General features: G+C 63.6%; 14 protein-coding genes. 6 read left to right on the forward strand and 8 right to left on the reverse strand.

Features of this window, described 5'->3' with window-relative positions:
* Positions 1-146: 146 nt before the first annotated feature.
* The 8 genes from miaB to BMF35_RS07235 form a co-directional block, all read right to left on the reverse strand.
* The gene (gene miaB, locus BMF35_RS07200) at positions 147-1,490 is read right to left on the reverse strand and encodes a tRNA (N6-isopentenyl adenosine(37)-C2)-methylthiotransferase MiaB (RefSeq protein WP_047005360.1); all 1,344 of its coding nucleotides are present in this window, start codon (positions 1,488-1,490) and stop codon (positions 147-149) included.
* Between the two features lie 43 nt (positions 1,491-1,533).
* Positions 1,534-2,307 carry a lysophospholipid acyltransferase family protein gene (locus BMF35_RS07205; protein ID WP_047005361.1) on the reverse strand — a complete coding sequence of 258 codons (774 nt, stop codon included), beginning with the start codon at positions 2,305-2,307 and terminating at the stop codon, positions 1,534-1,536.
* Positions 2,308-2,309: 2 nt separating this feature from the next.
* Complete coding sequence (locus BMF35_RS07210; protein WP_047005362.1) at positions 2,310-2,738, reverse strand: Fur family transcriptional regulator; 429 nt, start codon at positions 2,736-2,738, stop codon at positions 2,310-2,312.
* Positions 2,739-2,831: 93 nt separating this feature from the next.
* Positions 2,832-3,275: a Ros/MucR family transcriptional regulator gene (locus BMF35_RS07215; protein WP_047005363.1), complete on the reverse strand. Its 444-nt coding sequence runs from the start codon at positions 3,273-3,275 to the stop codon at positions 2,832-2,834.
* Positions 3,276-3,459: 184 nt separating this feature from the next.
* Positions 3,460-3,918, reverse strand: a complete 459-nt coding sequence (locus tag BMF35_RS07220; protein WP_047005364.1) for a GNAT family N-acetyltransferase — start codon at positions 3,916-3,918, stop codon at positions 3,460-3,462.
* Entirely contained in the window at positions 3,915-4,547 is a 633-nt protein-coding gene (gene tsaB, locus BMF35_RS07225) for a tRNA (adenosine(37)-N6)-threonylcarbamoyltransferase complex dimerization subunit type 1 TsaB (protein ID WP_047005365.1), read from the reverse strand. The genes BMF35_RS07220 and tsaB overlap by 4 nt, the downstream gene beginning before the upstream one ends.
* Before the next feature lie 33 nt (positions 4,548-4,580).
* Positions 4,581-5,174 carry a malonic semialdehyde reductase gene (locus BMF35_RS07230; RefSeq protein ID WP_047005366.1) on the reverse strand — a complete coding sequence of 198 codons (594 nt, stop codon included), beginning with the start codon at positions 5,172-5,174 and terminating at the stop codon, positions 4,581-4,583.
* A 57-nt stretch (positions 5,175-5,231) separates the two neighbouring features.
* Positions 5,232-5,813 carry a NifU family protein gene (locus BMF35_RS07235; RefSeq protein WP_047006413.1) on the reverse strand — a complete coding sequence of 194 codons (582 nt, stop codon included), beginning with the start codon at positions 5,811-5,813 and terminating at the stop codon, positions 5,232-5,234.
* Between the two features lie 105 nt (positions 5,814-5,918).
* Between BMF35_RS07235 and BMF35_RS07240 the strand changes: the two genes are divergently transcribed.
* The 6 genes from BMF35_RS07240 to BMF35_RS07265 all read left to right on the forward strand — a co-directional run bounded on the left by BMF35_RS07240 (position 5,919) and on the right by BMF35_RS07265 (position 15,559).
* The gene (locus BMF35_RS07240; protein ID WP_047005367.1) at positions 5,919-8,846 is read left to right on the forward strand and encodes a M16 family metallopeptidase; all 2,928 of its coding nucleotides are present in this window, start codon (positions 5,919-5,921) and stop codon (positions 8,844-8,846) included.
* A gap of 118 nt (positions 8,847-8,964) precedes the next feature.
* On the forward strand, positions 8,965-10,344 hold the full coding sequence (locus BMF35_RS07245; RefSeq protein ID WP_047005368.1) for a class II 3-deoxy-7-phosphoheptulonate synthase: 1,380 nt from the start codon (positions 8,965-8,967) through the stop codon (positions 10,342-10,344).
* Positions 10,345-10,477: 133 nt separating this feature from the next.
* Positions 10,478-12,253 carry a sensor domain-containing diguanylate cyclase gene (locus BMF35_RS07250; protein ID WP_052765854.1) on the forward strand — a complete coding sequence of 592 codons (1,776 nt, stop codon included), beginning with the start codon at positions 10,478-10,480 and terminating at the stop codon, positions 12,251-12,253.
* Positions 12,254-12,369: 116 nt separating this feature from the next.
* Positions 12,370-13,635, forward strand: coding sequence for an ergothioneine biosynthesis protein EgtB (gene egtB / locus BMF35_RS07255; RefSeq protein ID WP_047005369.1), 1,266 nt, complete (start codon positions 12,370-12,372; stop codon positions 13,633-13,635).
* Complete coding sequence (gene egtD, locus BMF35_RS07260; RefSeq protein WP_047005370.1) at positions 13,635-14,624, forward strand: L-histidine N(alpha)-methyltransferase; 990 nt, start codon at positions 13,635-13,637, stop codon at positions 14,622-14,624. The genes egtB and egtD overlap by 1 nt, the downstream gene beginning before the upstream one ends.
* Positions 14,621-15,559, forward strand: coding sequence for a DUF5996 family protein (locus BMF35_RS07265; RefSeq protein ID WP_047005371.1), 939 nt, complete (start codon positions 14,621-14,623; stop codon positions 15,557-15,559). The genes egtD and BMF35_RS07265 overlap by 4 nt, the downstream gene beginning before the upstream one ends.
* Positions 15,560-15,564 lie beyond the last annotated feature (5 nt).

The raw sequence follows: 15,564 nt of genomic DNA on the forward strand, positions 1-15,564 counted from the left end.
CGCAGAGCCCGCGAGGGCAAGCCGGGGAGGGAGTGATGATGGTGGAAAGTAGCAAGGATGTCACAATTGCAGTGCAACTGGCGGAAGGGATACTGTCACGCCGTTCCTCCTTCCGGTTTACCAAAAGGACATAAGCGGCGCCCCTCTTAAGCGTCGACTTTCTCCAAAACCCGCGCGCCAAGCGAGTTTGGCCCTGCCTCGGTCAGTTCGACCCGAACCATGTCGCCGATGGCGGCATCGCCGGTAAAATGCACCGATTGCAGCCATGGCGACTTGCCCAGCCACTGGCCTTCCAGCTTGCCTTTGCGCTCCACCAGAACGTCGCAGACCCTGCCGACGCTGGCGGCATTGAACGCGGCCTGATCGCGGTTGAGGCGGGCTTGGAGGCGTTGCAGGCGCTCGTCCATCACGTCGGGCGCGATCTGGTCAGCCATGGTGGCAGCGGGCGTGCCGGGGCGGGGCGAGTATTTGAAGCTGAACGCTGCCGCGTATCCCACGGCGTCGACCAGCGCCAAAGTTTCTTCGAATTCGGCTTCCGTCTCGCCGGGGAAGCCGACGATGAAATCGCCGCTCAGCGCGATATCGGGGCGGGCGTCGCGGAAGCGGTCGAGCAGCTTGAGATAGCTATCGGCGGTGTGACTGCGGTTCATGGCTTTCAGCACCCTGTCGGAACCACTCTGCACCGGCAAATGCAGGTAAGGCATCAGCTTGTCGACCTCGCCATGCGCAGCGATCAGCCCGTCCGACATGTCGTTCGGATGGCTGGTCGTGTAGCGGATGCGCGCCAGATCGGGCAGTTTCGCAAGCTCGCGAACGAGCCCATCCAGCCCGACTTCGCGGCCCTTGTCATCTTCGCCGCTCCATGCGTTCACATTCTGGCCCAGCAAGGTGATCTCGCGCGCACCGGCATCGACCAGTTTCGCCGCTTCATCCACCAGGTCGCTGTAAGGCCGCGATATTTCCGCGCCGCGCGTATAGGGCACTACGCAATAGGTGCAGAACTTGTCGCACCCTTCCTGCACAGTGAGGAAAGCGGTGGGGGCCACCTTGCGCCGCTTCGGCAGTGCTGCGAATTTCGCATCCTCCGGCATATCCGTATCGGTGGACCGTTCGCCCTTTACCGCACGCTCCAGCATGTCGGGCAGGCGATGATAGGCCTGCGGACCGACCACCATGCCGACGGCAGGCGCGCGCTTCATGATTTCCTCGCCCTCGGCCTGCGCCACGCAGCCCGCGACCGCGATCATCGGCTTCTTGCGAGCGAGCCGACCGGCTTTTTCCACCCGGCCGATATCGGAATAGACCTTCTCGGTCGCTTTCTCGCGGATGTGGCAGGTGTTGAGCACCACGAGGTCAGCATCCTCGCCCTCGGACGCAGGCGCGATGCCTCGGGCTTCCAGCAATTCGCCCATGCGGTCGCCATCATAGACGTTCATCTGGCAGCCGAAGCTCTTGACTCTGTAGGTCTTGGGGGATTTCGTCGGTTTCATGATACCTGCGCCCTTAGGCGAAAGAGCCGCGCGGTTCAACGCGCTATGATCTGCTCACCACCCCGCCAACCGCCTCGCTTGCAGCCGCCGTAATCGTCTTGCGGTTCGCCAGATCGTCGCCAGCGATGGGCGGCAGGAAATGCACGTCCAGCCGGATCGGACGAAGGCGCGCAAGGATGCGTTTGAAATTATCGAGGCCCGGCTCCTCGCCCACCCAGCTCACCTCGGGCGCATCTTCGTAAAGCAGCGCCACGGGCTGCACGACCGCGCCTTCGGGCAGCGGCTCCAGCGCGCCCAGCAGGCTCGACTTGAAAGGGATGATACCGGTGCCATCACTCGTCGTGCCTTCGGGGAAGAGCGTCAGCGTCTTGCCGTGCGACAATGCGTCGCGGATTTCTTCCTTCTGGTTGCCGACATCGGAGCGGCGGTGGCGCGCGACGAAGATGGTGTCATTCATCTCGCACAGCCATTTGAGGAAGCCAAACTGCGCCAAGCCGTCATGCGCGACGAAGGCGCTGTTGGCCGCCTGCGAGAGGGCGAGAATGTCCAGCCAGCTGACATGGTTGGCCAGCAAAAGCGCACCCGGCACGCGCTTGCCGCGGCGGCGCACTTGCAGGCCGCTGACTACACCCACGCCGGTCAGGAACACGCGCGGCCACGTGCGGCCGAGGCCGAGCAGTCGCCACAGATAATGTAGCGGCACACAGAAAATCAGGAGAGCGAGCATCAGGAGCACGCGAAGAATGATGAGCGGCCACCCCCACCAGGGAACCGTCCGATGCCCAGCCGCGTCCTGCTCCGTCGCAGGCTCTGCCATGGTCAGTTTTTCTCGTCGCGGTCCAAACGCACGGCGTATAGTTCCATGCGGTGGTCGACGAGGCGGTAGCCCAGTTTCTCGGCAATCTGCTTTTGCAGCGCTTCCAGTTCTGGATCGACGAATTCGACGACCTTGCCTGTTTCCACATCGATCAGGTGATCGTGATGCGCTTCGGGCGCGGCTTCGTAACGCGCGCGGCCATCGCCGAAATCGTGGCGGTCGAGAATGCCTGCCTCTTCGAACAACCGCACGGTGCGATAGACGGTCGCAATCGAAATCTTCGGATCGACCGCAGAGGCACGTTCATGCAGTTTCTCGACATCGGGATGGTCGGTGCTTTCCGACAACACTTTCGCGATGATGCGGCGCTGGTCGGTAATGCGCAGGCCGCGCTCGGCGCACAGGGCTTCAAGATCGATGGGCTGGTGCAAGGCTCTTCCCGGTACCGCAAAAAAAGAAAACGCCCCGCAGCCTTAGGGCCAAGGGGCGTTTCACTCAAGCACGGCAAAAATGCCGGTGCCGGTTTACTTTTTCTTTCGCGTGCCTTTGCGTGCAACCTTCTGGCCCGGCTTGCGACCAAGGCCGATATCCTTGGCGAGCGTGCGGCGCTGTTCCGAATAGTTGGGCGCGACCATCGGGTAATCGGCGGGCAGGCCCCAGCGTTCGCGATATTCGTCGGGCGTCATGTCATAGGCGGTCTTCAGGTGCCGCTTGAGCATCTTGAACTTCTTGCCGTCTTCGAGGCAGACGATGTGGTCTTTCTTGACCGAGGAGCGGATCGGCACGGCCGGTTCGGGACGCTCTTCTTCTTTGACCGTTTCGCCGAGCCCGGACAGCGCGCCGTATACTTTCTCGATCAGTGACGGCACTGCATCGACTTCGACATTGTTGTTGGCGACATGCGCAGTCACGATGTCGGCGGTGAGGGTAATCAGCATCTCGTTCGTGCCGTTATCGCTCGTATCCATTGTAAAAACCTTTGTATTGCGAACCGTAAATAGTCGCTCTCTTCAAGAAGCGATCTCTCCGGCCATGGCGCAGCGTAGCCGCATTGACAAGCGGCATAGCAAGTAAAAGTCCGTATGACCCGATATGATACTTGATCGCGCCGCAAATTGCGGGCGTCTCGTCGCATCGCCCGGCTGGCGGATGTCAGTCGATGGACCGGGCGAAAGTAATCGCGTCCAGCGGCCCGCCGACAGCGCCGCGATAATAACCCTTGCGATGGCCGATCTTTTGAAAGCCGAAGCGGCGATAAAGATGTTCCGCCGGATTGCCGTCGCGCATTTCTAGAAAGAGGTGCCGGACGTCGCGCATTTTTGCCCGCGCAATCACCTCTTCCAGCAATCGCTGCGCAATGCCGGTGCCGCGAGAGGCGGGGCGCACGGCGATCAGCAGGATCTCTTCCTCGTCGGCGGCCTGCCGGGTGAGCGCGAAACCGGTGACGGTATCGATATCGACATTGTCGACACCGTGCCTATCCGCGAGAACGAAATGCACGCCCGGCATGACCAGCGAATCCGCCACCTGCTTGCGCGTCCACGCTTCGCCAAAACGGCTGTCGAACGCCTCGCCCATCACGAGCATGATCGCATCGAGCGCGTCGGTCATGCGCGCGGCGCTTGCGGCTTGGCGTCGGGCGCGCGGCCATAAATCGGGGAAAGATCGGTAATGAGCCGGGTTTCGTGCAGGAGGTTCGCGAAATTCGCATCCGGCAGCAATTCGAGGGCAAGGCGATCGTCACCGAGAAGCGCTGCCAGTTCCTTGGCGCGGTTGCCCGCGATAACGTCGTGTCGCGCGGGCTTCGCAGCATCCTCCGGCGAAAGCGATTGCACGGCATCCTCTGCCTGCCCGTCGGCATCGAAATTCTGCATGAAATACTCGCCGTGCCCGCCGTTCATGCATACGGTAATGGCACGCGGCGTGTGTTGACGACTGCGCGCGCAGACGAGTTCCAGCGTGGGATAACCCAGCACTTCCGCGCCCCAGGCAAGACCTAGCGCGCGCGCTGCCGCGATGCCGATCCGCACGCCGGTAAAGCTGCCGGGGCCTAGCGATACGAGAATGCGGTCTGCGCGGCCCCTATCCGGCAATTCGGCGATCATCGGCACCAACCGCTCGGCATGGCCGCGGCCCAGCACCTCGCAAAACCCATCCACCAGCGCACCGTCCTCGAACAGCGCGGCAGAGCACGCTTCGGTCGCGCATTCGATGGCGAGAGTGCGGAGCGGGGTCGGCATGGGACCGGCCTGTAAGGCCAGTCCCTGCTGCGATCAAACCACTTTGTTGAAGGTGTCGAATTCGGGCCGCGGGCTGCGCTCGAAGATCGTCGTGCGGTCGCCGTGGCCGATGGAGCACAGCCAGTCGGCGCGGTATTTCGGCTGGTCGGAGAAGAAGGCTTGCGTTGTCTTGTCCTGGTCGAAGCCGGACATGGGCGCGCAATCGAGGCCCAGTGCGCGCGCGGCAATCATCAGATACGCGCCCTGCAATGCGGAATTGCGAAACGCGCTTTCTTTGCGGCCTTCCTCGTCGCCTTCGAACCAGCTTTTCGCATCGGTATGCGGAAACAGCCAAGGCAGCTGCTCATGGAAATCGATATCGTAGCCGATGATGACGGTGACGGGCGCGCCGAGGATCTTGTCCTTGTTCCCTTCATCCGCGCAATCGGCCAGCTTCTGCTTCGCCTCGTCCGAACGCACCCAGACAAAGCGCCCTGGCTGCTGGTTGGCGCTGGTCGGGCCCATTTTCAGCAATTCGTAGATCTGGTGGATTTCTTCGTCCGACACACCCTTGTCGTGCCAGCCATTATAGGTGCGCGCCTCGCGGAAAATCAGGTCGAGCGCGGAATCGGAAAGCGTATCGGTCATGCGGGTGGAATCTCCTGTTGGTATTCGGGAGACTCTACGCAGGACCGGCCAATTCGTTCACGCGGCGCGCACTTCGCTCACTTCGGGCACGTAATGCTTCAGCAGGCCTTCGATGCCATGCTTGAGGGTGGCGGTGGAGCTGGGACAGCCGGAGCACGCGCCCTGCATTTGCAGATAGACCACGCCATCGCGAAAGCCGCGATAGCGGATGTCGCCGCCATCGTTCGCCACGGCAGGGCGCACGCGCGTTTCGATCAGTTCCTTGATCTGCGCGACGATATCTTCCGTGCCCTCGTCATCGCCCATTTCGGCGTCGTCGGCTTCGGGAGGGACCGTAAAACCGCTTGCATCGCCGCCAGCGAAAAGCGGGGCTTCGGAGACGAAATGGTCGAGCAAAACGGCGACGACTTGCGGTTTCAGGTCAGACCAGTTGACGCCCGGCGCTGCAGTGACGGACACGAAATCGCCGCCGAAGAAAACGCCGGTCACTTCGCCGGTGTCGAACAGCGCCTGTGCCAGCGGGCTGGCTTCCGCTTCTTCCGGCGAGGCGAAATCGCGCGTGCCCGATGGCATGACGGCGCGGCCCGGCATGAATTTGAGCGTGGCGGGATTGGGCGTGGTTTCGGTCTCGATGAACATGGCCATGATGTAGGTGCGGGGCCTGCGACGGGCAAGCATCGCTGGCACAATCAAATCTGCGCCCCTATTCACCCTTGCTTCATCACTTGAGAGCCTAATGCCGCCATGACCCTATTTTCGCGCGCAATTCGCGTCCTAGTTCCGCTCGCCATTGTCCTTCCCGTGCCGGCTCTGGCGCAGGCTCCCTGTACGATCCAGGCGACCGAAGCGGTCGACAATCCAGAATATGCGCGGCCCGACGATCCTTGGATCTATCGCGGCACCGATATCCCGGTGGACGAGCAATGGCTGTTCGGTGAGCTGCCCAATGGCGTGCGCTATGCCGTGCGCGAAAACGGCGTGCCGCCGTGCCAGGCGAGCTTGCGCATCGCCATCGATGCAGGCTCTTTGCATGAGCGGGACGAGGAGCGCGGCTTTGCGCACCTTGTGGAACACCTCGTCTTCCGCGAATCGCGCGATTTCGGCCCGGGTGAGGCCATTCCGCATTTCCAGCGTATGGGCGCATCGCTGGGCGCTGATACCAACGCTACGACCAGCCCGACGCAGACGGTCTATAAGCTGGACCTGCCCAATGCCACCCGCACCACGCTGGATGAAAGCGTGAACCTGTTTGCCGGCATGGTGCTGGAGCCTGCGCTCTCGAGCGAGAACCTCGCCATGGACGTGCCTATCGTGCTGTCCGAACGGCGCGAGCGGGCGGGGCCTGCCCTGCGTATCCAGGAAGGCACCACCGCGACGTTCTTTGCCGGACAGCGCCTTGCCAATCGCAGCCCGATCGGCACGGTGGAGACGCTGCAGGGCGCTACGCAGGAGGCGGTGCGCGCCTTCCATTCGCGCTGGTATCGCCCAGAAAACGCGGTCGTGGTGCTGGTGGCCGATGCAGATGTGAACGTGCTGGCCGCCATGGTTGAACGTCATTTCGCCGATTGGGAAGGCGAAGGGCCGGTCACTCCCGCGCCCGATTTCGGCGATCCGGTGGCGCCTGCCGGGGCCGATCCGGCCAATCCGGTGGGCGAGACGCTGGTGATCGTCGAACAGGGCCTGCCGCGTTCCATCACTTATGGCGTGATGCGGCCTTGGGTCGAGATCGTCGATAACCTCGAATACAACCGCTACAACCTGCTGTTCGATGTGGGCGCTGCCGTGATCAACCGGCGGCTGGAAAATCGCGCCCGCGCTGGTGGTAGTTTCCTCGCTGCGCAGGTGGGCCGCGACAAGGTGAGCCGCAGCGTGGATGCCGCTTTCGTGTCTATCACGCCCATTGGCGACGATTGGGAAGCGGCGCTGGCCGATGTGCGCGGCGTGATTGCCGACGCGATGGCAACGCCTCCCAGCCAGGACGAGATCGACCAAGCGGTCTCCAACATCGATGTCGCCTTCACCAACTGGGTGGAGCAATCGCGCATCCAGGCAGGTTCGCAACTGGCCGATACGGTTGTGGGCGCGGTCGACATTCGCGAGGCTATCGCCAGCCCCGAGACATTCCTCGATGTATTCCGCTCGGTCAGCCCGCGCTTCACGCCCGAAGAAGTGCTGCAGGCGACGCAGACCTTGTTTACAGGCGATGTGATCCGCACCGTCATGCTCTCGCCCGATCCGCTCGTCAGCAGCGCACAATTGCGCGCGGCGATGCAGATGCCTGCCGTGGCCGATGCCTCCGGCCGGGAAAGCGCCGAGGCGATCAATTTCGCCGACCTGCCGCCCGTCGGAACACCCGTCGCGCCCAGCGTCAGCGAGCCGCTTGGCGTGCTGAATGTGGAGCGGCTGACATTCCCCAATGGCGTGCGAGCGCTGATCTATCCGACCACCAACGAACCGGGCCGAGTGACCGTGCGCGTGCGCTTCGGCGCAGGCTGGCGCGGTTTCGAGGCAGATGAAGCGGTCTATGCCGAACTCGGCCCGATGGCGCTGGTCAATTCGGGCGTTGGCCCGTTGCGCCAGAACGAGCTGGACCGCGTGGCGGCGGGCAGCCTGCTGAGCTTCGATTTCGCGATCAATGACGGGCATTTCCTGTTCCAGGGGCTGACCCGGCAGGAAGACCTGGCCAACCAGCTTTACCTGTTCGCTGCCAAGCTGGCGCAGCCGGGCTGGGATCCGGCTCCGGTGGAGCGGGCGATCGCCAGCATGCGGCTGGCCTATGACAGCTATGGCCGCGATCCCAATGGCGTGCTGACGCGCGACCTCGACTGGTTGCTGCGGGATCGCGATCCGCGTTTCGCCACGCCTACGCCTGCCGATCTGGATGCCGCCTCGCCCGAAGGGTTTCGCCGCACATGGTCGCGCCTGCTCTCGCAGGGTCCCGTGGAGGTAGCCGTCTTCGGCGATATCGACCGGCAGGCGACCGTCGATGCTCTGGCCGCCACCTTCGGCGCCTTGCCGCCGCGCGTGCCGCTGGCGCCCGAGGTCGAAAACCGCAGCATGTCTTTCCCCGAAGCGGACACCGTACGGCTGACCCATACCGGCGATGCCGACCAGTCCGCCGCCGTGATCGCTTGGCCGACCGCGGGCGGGTCCGACGGACTGACCCAGAGCCGCAAGCTGGATATCCTGGCGCAGGTCTTCTCCAACCGCCTGATCGACGGACTGCGCGAGCGGGCCGGCGCGGCCTATTCGCCCTTCGTGGTGTCGGACTGGCCGCTGGATCTGGACACGGGCGGCACGATCTTCGCGCTGGTGCAGATCGACCCGTCGCTGATGGATGCCTTCTTCGACGAGGCCGAAACCATCGCGCAGGATCTTGCTGCCAATGGTCCGACGGCGGACGAGCTGGAGCGGGTGGTGGAACCTGTGCGGCAGCGGATCGAGCGGGCCAGCACCGGTCACACCTTCTGGCTCAACCAGCTGCAGGGCAGTGCTTTCGATCCCAATCGCGCGCTCTATCTGCGCACACTGCTGAACGATTATGTGAACGCGACGCCGCAGGAAGTGCAGGCCCTGGCGCAGCGCTACCTGACATCGCGCGAAGGGTTCCGCATCGCCGTGGTGCCCGAAGCGGGCGCTGCTGGCGGTGCAGGGGCGGCAACCGCGCGCTGACCCGTTTCGCAAGTAACCTTTGCGCGCAGCGGTGTCGGTCGGTAGGTGTCGGGCTTCCCCGACATGAATTACCGATTGGCCCGGCGGGGACCGGGCCCGCTTTGACGAGAGTGACGACGTGGCACAGAACTGGACTCCCGATAGCTGGAAAGCAGACCGCTTCATCGCCAAGCACCTGCCGCGCTATGAGGATGCTGCTGGCTTGGTCGAGGCCGAACAGACGCTTGCCGGCTATCCGCCGCTCGTTTTCGCAGGCGAAGCGCGCGACCTGAAAGCCTCGCTTGCCGATGTGGCGGAGGGCAACGCCTTCCTGCTGCAAGGCGGGGATTGTGCGGAAAGTTTCGCCGAATTCAGCCCCAACACCATCCGCGATACGTTTCGCGTCATCCTGCAAATGGCGGTGGTGATGACGTTTGCCGGCAAGATGCCGGTGGTGAAGGTGGGCCGCATGGCAGGCCAGTTCGCCAAGCCGCGCAGCTCGGATACCGAAACGCGCGGCGATGTGACGCTGCCCAGCTATTTCGGCGATAACGTAAACGCCATCGAGTTCGAGGCGGAGGGCAGGCGCAACGATCCGCAGCGCATGGTGCGCGCCTATTCACAATCTGCCGCGACGCTCAACCTGCTGCGCGCCTTTGCGGGCGGCGGCTACGCCAATCTGCGGCAAGTTCACCAGTGGACGCTCGATTTCATGGGCCGCAGCGAATGGGCGGAGCAATTCCGCCAGATCGCCGACCGCATCGGCGAAGCGCTCGATTTCATGGAAGCGTGCGGCATCGACATCCACGACCAGCCGCAGCTCAAGACCGCCAATTTCTATACCAGTCACGAGGCGCTGCTGTTGCCTTACGAGCAGGCGATGACGCGGCAGGATTCGCTGACCGGCGACTGGTACGACACCTCCGCCCACTTCCTGTGGATCGGGGACCGTACCCGCTTCATCGATAGCGCGCATGTCGAATTCCTGCGCGGCGTGCGCAATCCCATCGGCGTGAAATGCGGCCCCTCGCTAGAGCCGGACGCGCTGCTGGAAATGCTCGACGTGCTGAATCCGGCGCGCGAGGCGGGGCGCATAACCCTCATCAGCCGGTTCGGCGCGGGCAAGGTGGAGGATGGCCTGCCGCCCCTGGTGCGGGCGGTCAGCCGGGAAGGGCATCCGGTGGTGTGGAGCTGCGACCCGATGCACGGCAATGTCGTAAAATCCGAAAGCGGCTTCAAGACGCGGCCTTTCGATCGCATCCTGTCCGAAGTGCGCGGGTTCTTCGCCGTGCACCGCGACGAGGGAACGCATGCCGGTGGCATCCATATCGAAATGACCGGGCAGGATGTGACGGAATGCACGGGCGGATCGGTGGCCATCACCGATGCCGGGCTCGCCGATCGCTATCACACCCATTGCGACCCGCGCCTCAACGCCGCGCAGTCGCTGGAGCTGGCCTTCCTGCTGGCCGACATGCTGAATGCAGAGCTGTCCGATAGCCGCAAGGACGCTGCCTGAACTGCTCCTCGCACGCCCTAGGCAGAAATGCCTAGGGCCACGCTGCACACTGCCTAAGACCGACGCGCTAATCCCGTAGCCACTGCTTCGGGAGACCATCTTGCGCTTTCTCCGCCGTCTGGCCGCTCCAGCCGTGAACGCCCTCGTCTGGGCGGTGCTGGCGCTCGCCAGCGTGGCGCTGCGCGATGAGGCGGGCGCGACTGTGCTGTTGTGGATGCCTTCCGGTATTACCGTTGGCGCGCTATTCGCCGCCCCGGTGCGTCGCTGGCCCACTATCCTGTGCACCTTCTTCCCCGTGCAGGTCGCGGTTTTCACGTTCAATGGCACGGCACCGGGAATGGCTGCGCTTTATTCGCTCGCTGCCCTTTCCCAGGCGAGCGTCGCCGCCTGGCTCAGCGTGCGCGTGCTGGAAAGCCGTCGCAATGAGCCCAGCAGGTTTCGCCAGGTTGTAGGACTGTTCGGCGCGGCCATGATAGGCTCGCTGGTGGGCACCTGCCTTGCCTTCGGCATGCGTGACGAACAGACCCTGGCGGAATTCAGCTGGTGGTTCTTCGCCAATGTCATCGGCATCATGACGGTGGCGCCGATCTACTTGAAGATTCGCCGCGCCTTGCTGACCCGCGGACGCGGCATCAACCGCGAGGCGGTGCGCGAGCTGGCGCTGGTTATACCGCTCTTCGGCTTGCTCAGCTTCCTGGTGCTGGAATACCAGACGCTGGCCTTGGCTCCGCTTGTTGTCACGGCGCTGGTGCTCATAACCTTTCGCTACGGTCACCAGTCGTCAGCCATTTCCGTACTGGCCTTTGCCGTCGCGGCGACTGTGGTCAGCATGCATCACGGCAATGCCGCGCCTGCGGCAGACCTCTCGCAGCGCGAGGCAACGCTTACGCTTCAGGCGTGGATGATGATCCTGCTCGCCACGCGCCTGCCGCTGGCCGCCATGATGGCGCGCAGCGAGGGCCTGCAAATGGAATTGCTGGAGCGCAATGCGCAGATGCATGAAAGCCTGATGCTGTTCGATCTGGCGGAGGAAACGGCGGGTATCGGCCGCTGGCGGCTTAACCTCGTGACCGGAGAGCAGGATTGGTCTCCCAAGATGCTTGAGCTGACGGGCATTCCCGAAAATCTCGGCCCCGATCCGGGCGATGTCAGCGATATGATGCCCGATGGCGGGGAAGAGTTTTACGGCGCAATCCGCGACAACCGTGAGAACCGCGACACTTACAGTTTCTCGTATCGCGTGAAGCCGCCCAACCAGACCGAACGCATCCTGCGCATCGCCATCCTCAACGAATTCGACTTGACCGGAAAGCGCATCAGCGTGTTCGGTGTGGCGATGGATGTGACCGAGCAGGTGCGCCGCGAGGAAGCGCTGGACCTTGCCCGCAGCCGCGCCGTGCGACTGGCAGCAGAGGCTCAGAAGCTCGCCAACACCGATCCGCTCACCAGCCTGCCCAATCGCCGCTGCACATTCGGACGGCTGGAATCGATGATTGAGGTCGCCGAAACCCGCGACGGCGCGCTGGCGGCAATTATGTTCGATGTCGACCATTTCAAGCAGGTCAACGATGTCTACGGCCACCAGACCGGCGACGAAGTGCTGGTGCAGGTCGCCGAACTGGCGCGCAGGCAGGCGCGCTCCGGCGACCTCGTGGGGCGCATCGGCGGGGAGGAATTCGTCTGGCTGTTGCCGGGGATCTCCGAAGACGCTTCGCCACGGCTGGCCGAGCGCCTTCGCCGCTCGGTGGAAAGCGGGATCGAGGGATCGACCTTGCCCGATGTCACCGTCAGCATCGGCATTGCCAATTTCCGCAAGGGCGACAGCGGGGAAAGCCTGCTGGCGCGTGCCGATGCCGCGCTTTACGAAGCCAAGGAAAGCGGCCGCAACCAGGTGAAGCGCGCCGCCTGACGGGCGCTTTGTGCGCAGCATTCCTGACAAAGATCAGCAATATCGGGGGTTTCATTCCGAAACGCGATGCCCCATGGTCCCATCCCGGACGGAAGGGACACTGACAAGGGGAGGGCATGTTGCCCACGGCCAGTACCCGCCAGCCTGCCACAGGTGGCAGCGTATCGCTCGCGGCGCAGTTTATGGCGACGCGGCAGCTTTTGGAAACCCTGCTCGAACCGTTGAGCGAGGCGGATGCGACGATCCAGTCCATGGACGATGCATCGCCCGCCAAATGGCATGCGGCGCATACGACTTGGTTCTGGGAGACGTTCCTGCTGCGTGACCGCGCGCCGGAATATCGCCTGTTCAACGAGGATTTTCCGTTCCTCTTCAATTCCTATTACGAGGCCGAGGGCGACCGCCTTCTGCGCCGCAATCGCGGCCTGGTGACGCGCCCGACACTGGCCGATGTGCTGGAATGGCGCGCTCATGTAAACGAGGCGATGCTGCCCTTGCTGGACGATCCGGCCCATGCCGATCTCGTCACGCTGGGCATCGCGCATGAGCAGCAGCACATCGAATTGCTGCTGACCGACATCAAGCATGCGCTCTCGAAGAACCCCATCGGCCCTGCCATGTGGAACACGCCGCAAGTGGCAAAACCGCAGCAGGAGGACGGCTGGATCAGCCATCCCGGCGGCATTGCGCGCATAGGCCACCAGAGCGATGGATTCGCATTCGACAATGAAGGTCCGGTCCACCGCGCTTTATTGGAGCCGTTCGCACTGTCGCGCCGGCTGGTGACGAATGGCGAGTGGGATGCTTTCATAGCGGATGGCGGGTATGAGGATCACCGCCTGTGGCTCTCCGACGCATGGGCGTGGCTCGACCGCTGCAATATTCGCAAGCCGCTCTACTGGCACGATGGCGAACAATTCACCCATTGCGGCTGGCAGGAGCGCGACCCCGATGCGCCCGTGACGCACATATCTTATTACGAAGCCGATGCCTTCGCTAGCTGGGCGGGCGCTCGCCTGCCGACCGAGTTCGAATGGGAAGCCATTGCCCGCGGGCAGGATACGCCGGACAGCGATGCCGCTTTCAATGCGAGCGCAGGCAACCAGCTCGATCACGCCGCTCCGCCCCAGCCAGTCGGCACAAGCGAGCTGTTCGGCGATTGCTGGCAGTTCACCCGCTCCGCCTATCTGCCCTATCCGCGCTTCGCTCCGGCAGAGGGCGCGGTGGGCGAATATAATGGCAAGTTCATGGCCGGACAGTGGGTGCTGAAAGGCGCCAGCTGCGCCACGGTGCGCGGCCATTCGCGCGCCAGCTATCGCAATTTCTTCTATCCCCAGCAGCGATGGCAGTTCACCGGACTGCGCCTCGCAAAGGATCTGTAATGTCGAGTGAAACCAACATCCGCCTCGTCGATCTGGACGAGAGCGGGGTGGACCGCGCCTTTCGCGCCGATGTGATGGCCGGACTATCCGACGCGGACCAGAAAGCGATCCCTGCGCGCTGGCTGTACGACGACGCCGGATCGCAGCTGTTCGAGGATATCACCAAGGTCCCCGAATATTACCCGACACGCGCGGAGACCGAGATCCTCACCGATCGCGGCGAGAAATTCGCCAAGCTGATCGGCCCGGGTCGTGCAGTCGTTGAATTCGGCTCGGGCTCTTCGGTCAAGACGCCGCTGCTGCTGCGCGCCATCGAACCGGGCGCTTATGTGCCGCTGGATATCGCCGGAGACTTCCTGCGCGCATCCGCTGCCGAGCTTTCGGGCAAGTTTCCCGGCCTGCCTGTGCATCCGGTGGAGGCCGATTTCACGAAGCGCGTCCAGCTGCCCGATGCCGTAACCGACATGCCCAAGCTTGGCTTCTTCCCCGGCTCCACCATCGGAAACATGGTCGCACGCACGGCGGTGGACCTGCTGCGCGAAATGCGTGCAACGCTGGGCGACGAGGCACTGCTGTTGATCGGCATGGACCTGATCAAGGACCGCGCGGTGCTGGAAGCCGCTTATGACGATGCGGCTGGCGTGACGGCGGAATTCAATCTCAACCTGCTGCGCCGCATCAACCGCGAACTGGATGGCAACATCCCGGTCGAGGATTTCCGACACGAAGCGCGCTGGAACGACACGTTCGCCCGCGTCGAGATGCATGCCGTGGCACAGCGCGACATGCGCTTTACCGTTGCGGGCCGCGACTTCGCGATGGCGCAGGGCGAGACCATCCATACCGAGAACAGCCATAAATTCGACGAGCGCAGCAGCAACATGCTGCTTCGGGCCGGGCAATGGACGCCGATTGAGCGCTGGACGGATGCGGAGGGGCGCTTCTCGCTGATCCTCGCGCGTGCCGCCCGCAAGAGGAGTGCGCCATGATGGAGAGCTGGCCCAGCCTCGATTACGCCGCCGACAAGGGCAGCTATGAAAGCTGCCACTTCGCCCTGCAGCTGATCGGCAAGCTGCCCACCCGCCTTGTGCCGTGGATCAACCATGGCTGGCATCTTTCGCTGCAAGTCACCCCGCGCGGTTATGCGACCGACATGCTGCCCGGCGGCTCGGCGCGCAGCTTCCATGTCAGCCTCGATGTGATCGACATGGCCATCCGCGTGACCTGCGCCAGCGGCCGGCAATGGGACGTAGCGCTTGCGGGCAAGACAATTGCGGACCTGCACCGCGATCTGAAAGCGGCTTTGGAAGAGGCGGGACATCCCGCGCCGCTATATGGCGCGCCCAACGAGATGGCCGAGCGCATTCCCTTTGCCGAGGATAACCGCCCTCGCGAATGGGATGGCGATGCCCTGTGCCGCCTGCACGGTGCCTTCACCTGCGCGGACAGGGTCTTCAACCGCTTCCGCTCGCTCTATTTCGGCAAGACTTCGCCCAGCCATCTGTTCTGGGGCAGCTTCGACCTAGCCATAACGCGCTTTTCGGGCCGCGAGGCACCGACCCATCCCGGCGGCATTCCCAACCTGCCCGATTACGTGACGCGCGAGGCCTATAGCCACGAAGTCATCAGTGCGGGCTTGTGGCCCGGCGGCGGCGGCGTAGATGAGGCGGCCTTCTACGCCTACGCCTATCCCGCGCCGGACGGGCTGCGCGACCAAGCCATCTCGCCCGATGCCGCATGGTGGCACAGCGATCTGGGCGAATGGGTGCTGACCTATGCCGATGTCGCCAGCGCCGACGATCCCGATGCGCTGCTGATGGCGTTTCTCCAGTCGACCTATGATGCCGCGGCCAAGGCGCTGGACTGGCCCGAAGGGCTGACCGCGCCCGAACCGGTCGTCGGCAGGCCCGCACGCATTGTCTGACCGGG

This window comes from Aurantiacibacter gangjinensis, assembly GCF_001886695.1.
Lineage (GTDB): Bacteria > Pseudomonadota > Alphaproteobacteria > Sphingomonadales > Sphingomonadaceae > Alteraurantiacibacter > Alteraurantiacibacter gangjinensis.

Excerpts from the sequence above, each read along its gene's own strand:
- miaB (WP_047005360.1), bottom strand. The coding sequence starts at position 1,490 with ATGAAACCGACGAAATCCCCCAAGACCTACAGAGTCAAGAGCTTCGGC.
- BMF35_RS07205 (WP_047005361.1), bottom strand. The coding sequence starts at position 2,307 with ATGGCAGAGCCTGCGACGGAGCAGGACGCGGCTGGGCATCGGACGGTT.
- BMF35_RS07215 (WP_047005363.1), bottom strand. The coding sequence starts at position 3,275 with ATGGATACGAGCGATAACGGCACGAACGAGATGCTGATTACCCTCACC.
- BMF35_RS07220 (WP_047005364.1), bottom strand. The coding sequence starts at position 3,918 with ATGACCGACGCGCTCGATGCGATCATGCTCGTGATGGGCGAGGCGTTC.
- tsaB (WP_047005365.1), bottom strand. The coding sequence starts at position 4,547 with ATGCCGACCCCGCTCCGCACTCTCGCCATCGAATGCGCGACCGAAGCG.
- BMF35_RS07230 (WP_047005366.1), bottom strand. The coding sequence starts at position 5,174 with ATGACCGATACGCTTTCCGATTCCGCGCTCGACCTGATTTTCCGCGAG.
- BMF35_RS07235 (WP_047006413.1), bottom strand. The coding sequence starts at position 5,813 with ATGTTCATCGAGACCGAAACCACGCCCAATCCCGCCACGCTCAAATTC.
- BMF35_RS07240 (WP_047005367.1), top strand. The coding sequence starts at position 5,919 with ATGACCCTATTTTCGCGCGCAATTCGCGTCCTAGTTCCGCTCGCCATT.
- egtB (WP_047005369.1), top strand. The coding sequence starts at position 12,370 with ATGTTGCCCACGGCCAGTACCCGCCAGCCTGCCACAGGTGGCAGCGTA.
- egtD (WP_047005370.1), top strand. The coding sequence starts at position 13,635 with ATGTCGAGTGAAACCAACATCCGCCTCGTCGATCTGGACGAGAGCGGG.
- BMF35_RS07265 (WP_047005371.1), top strand. The coding sequence starts at position 14,621 with ATGATGGAGAGCTGGCCCAGCCTCGATTACGCCGCCGACAAGGGCAGC.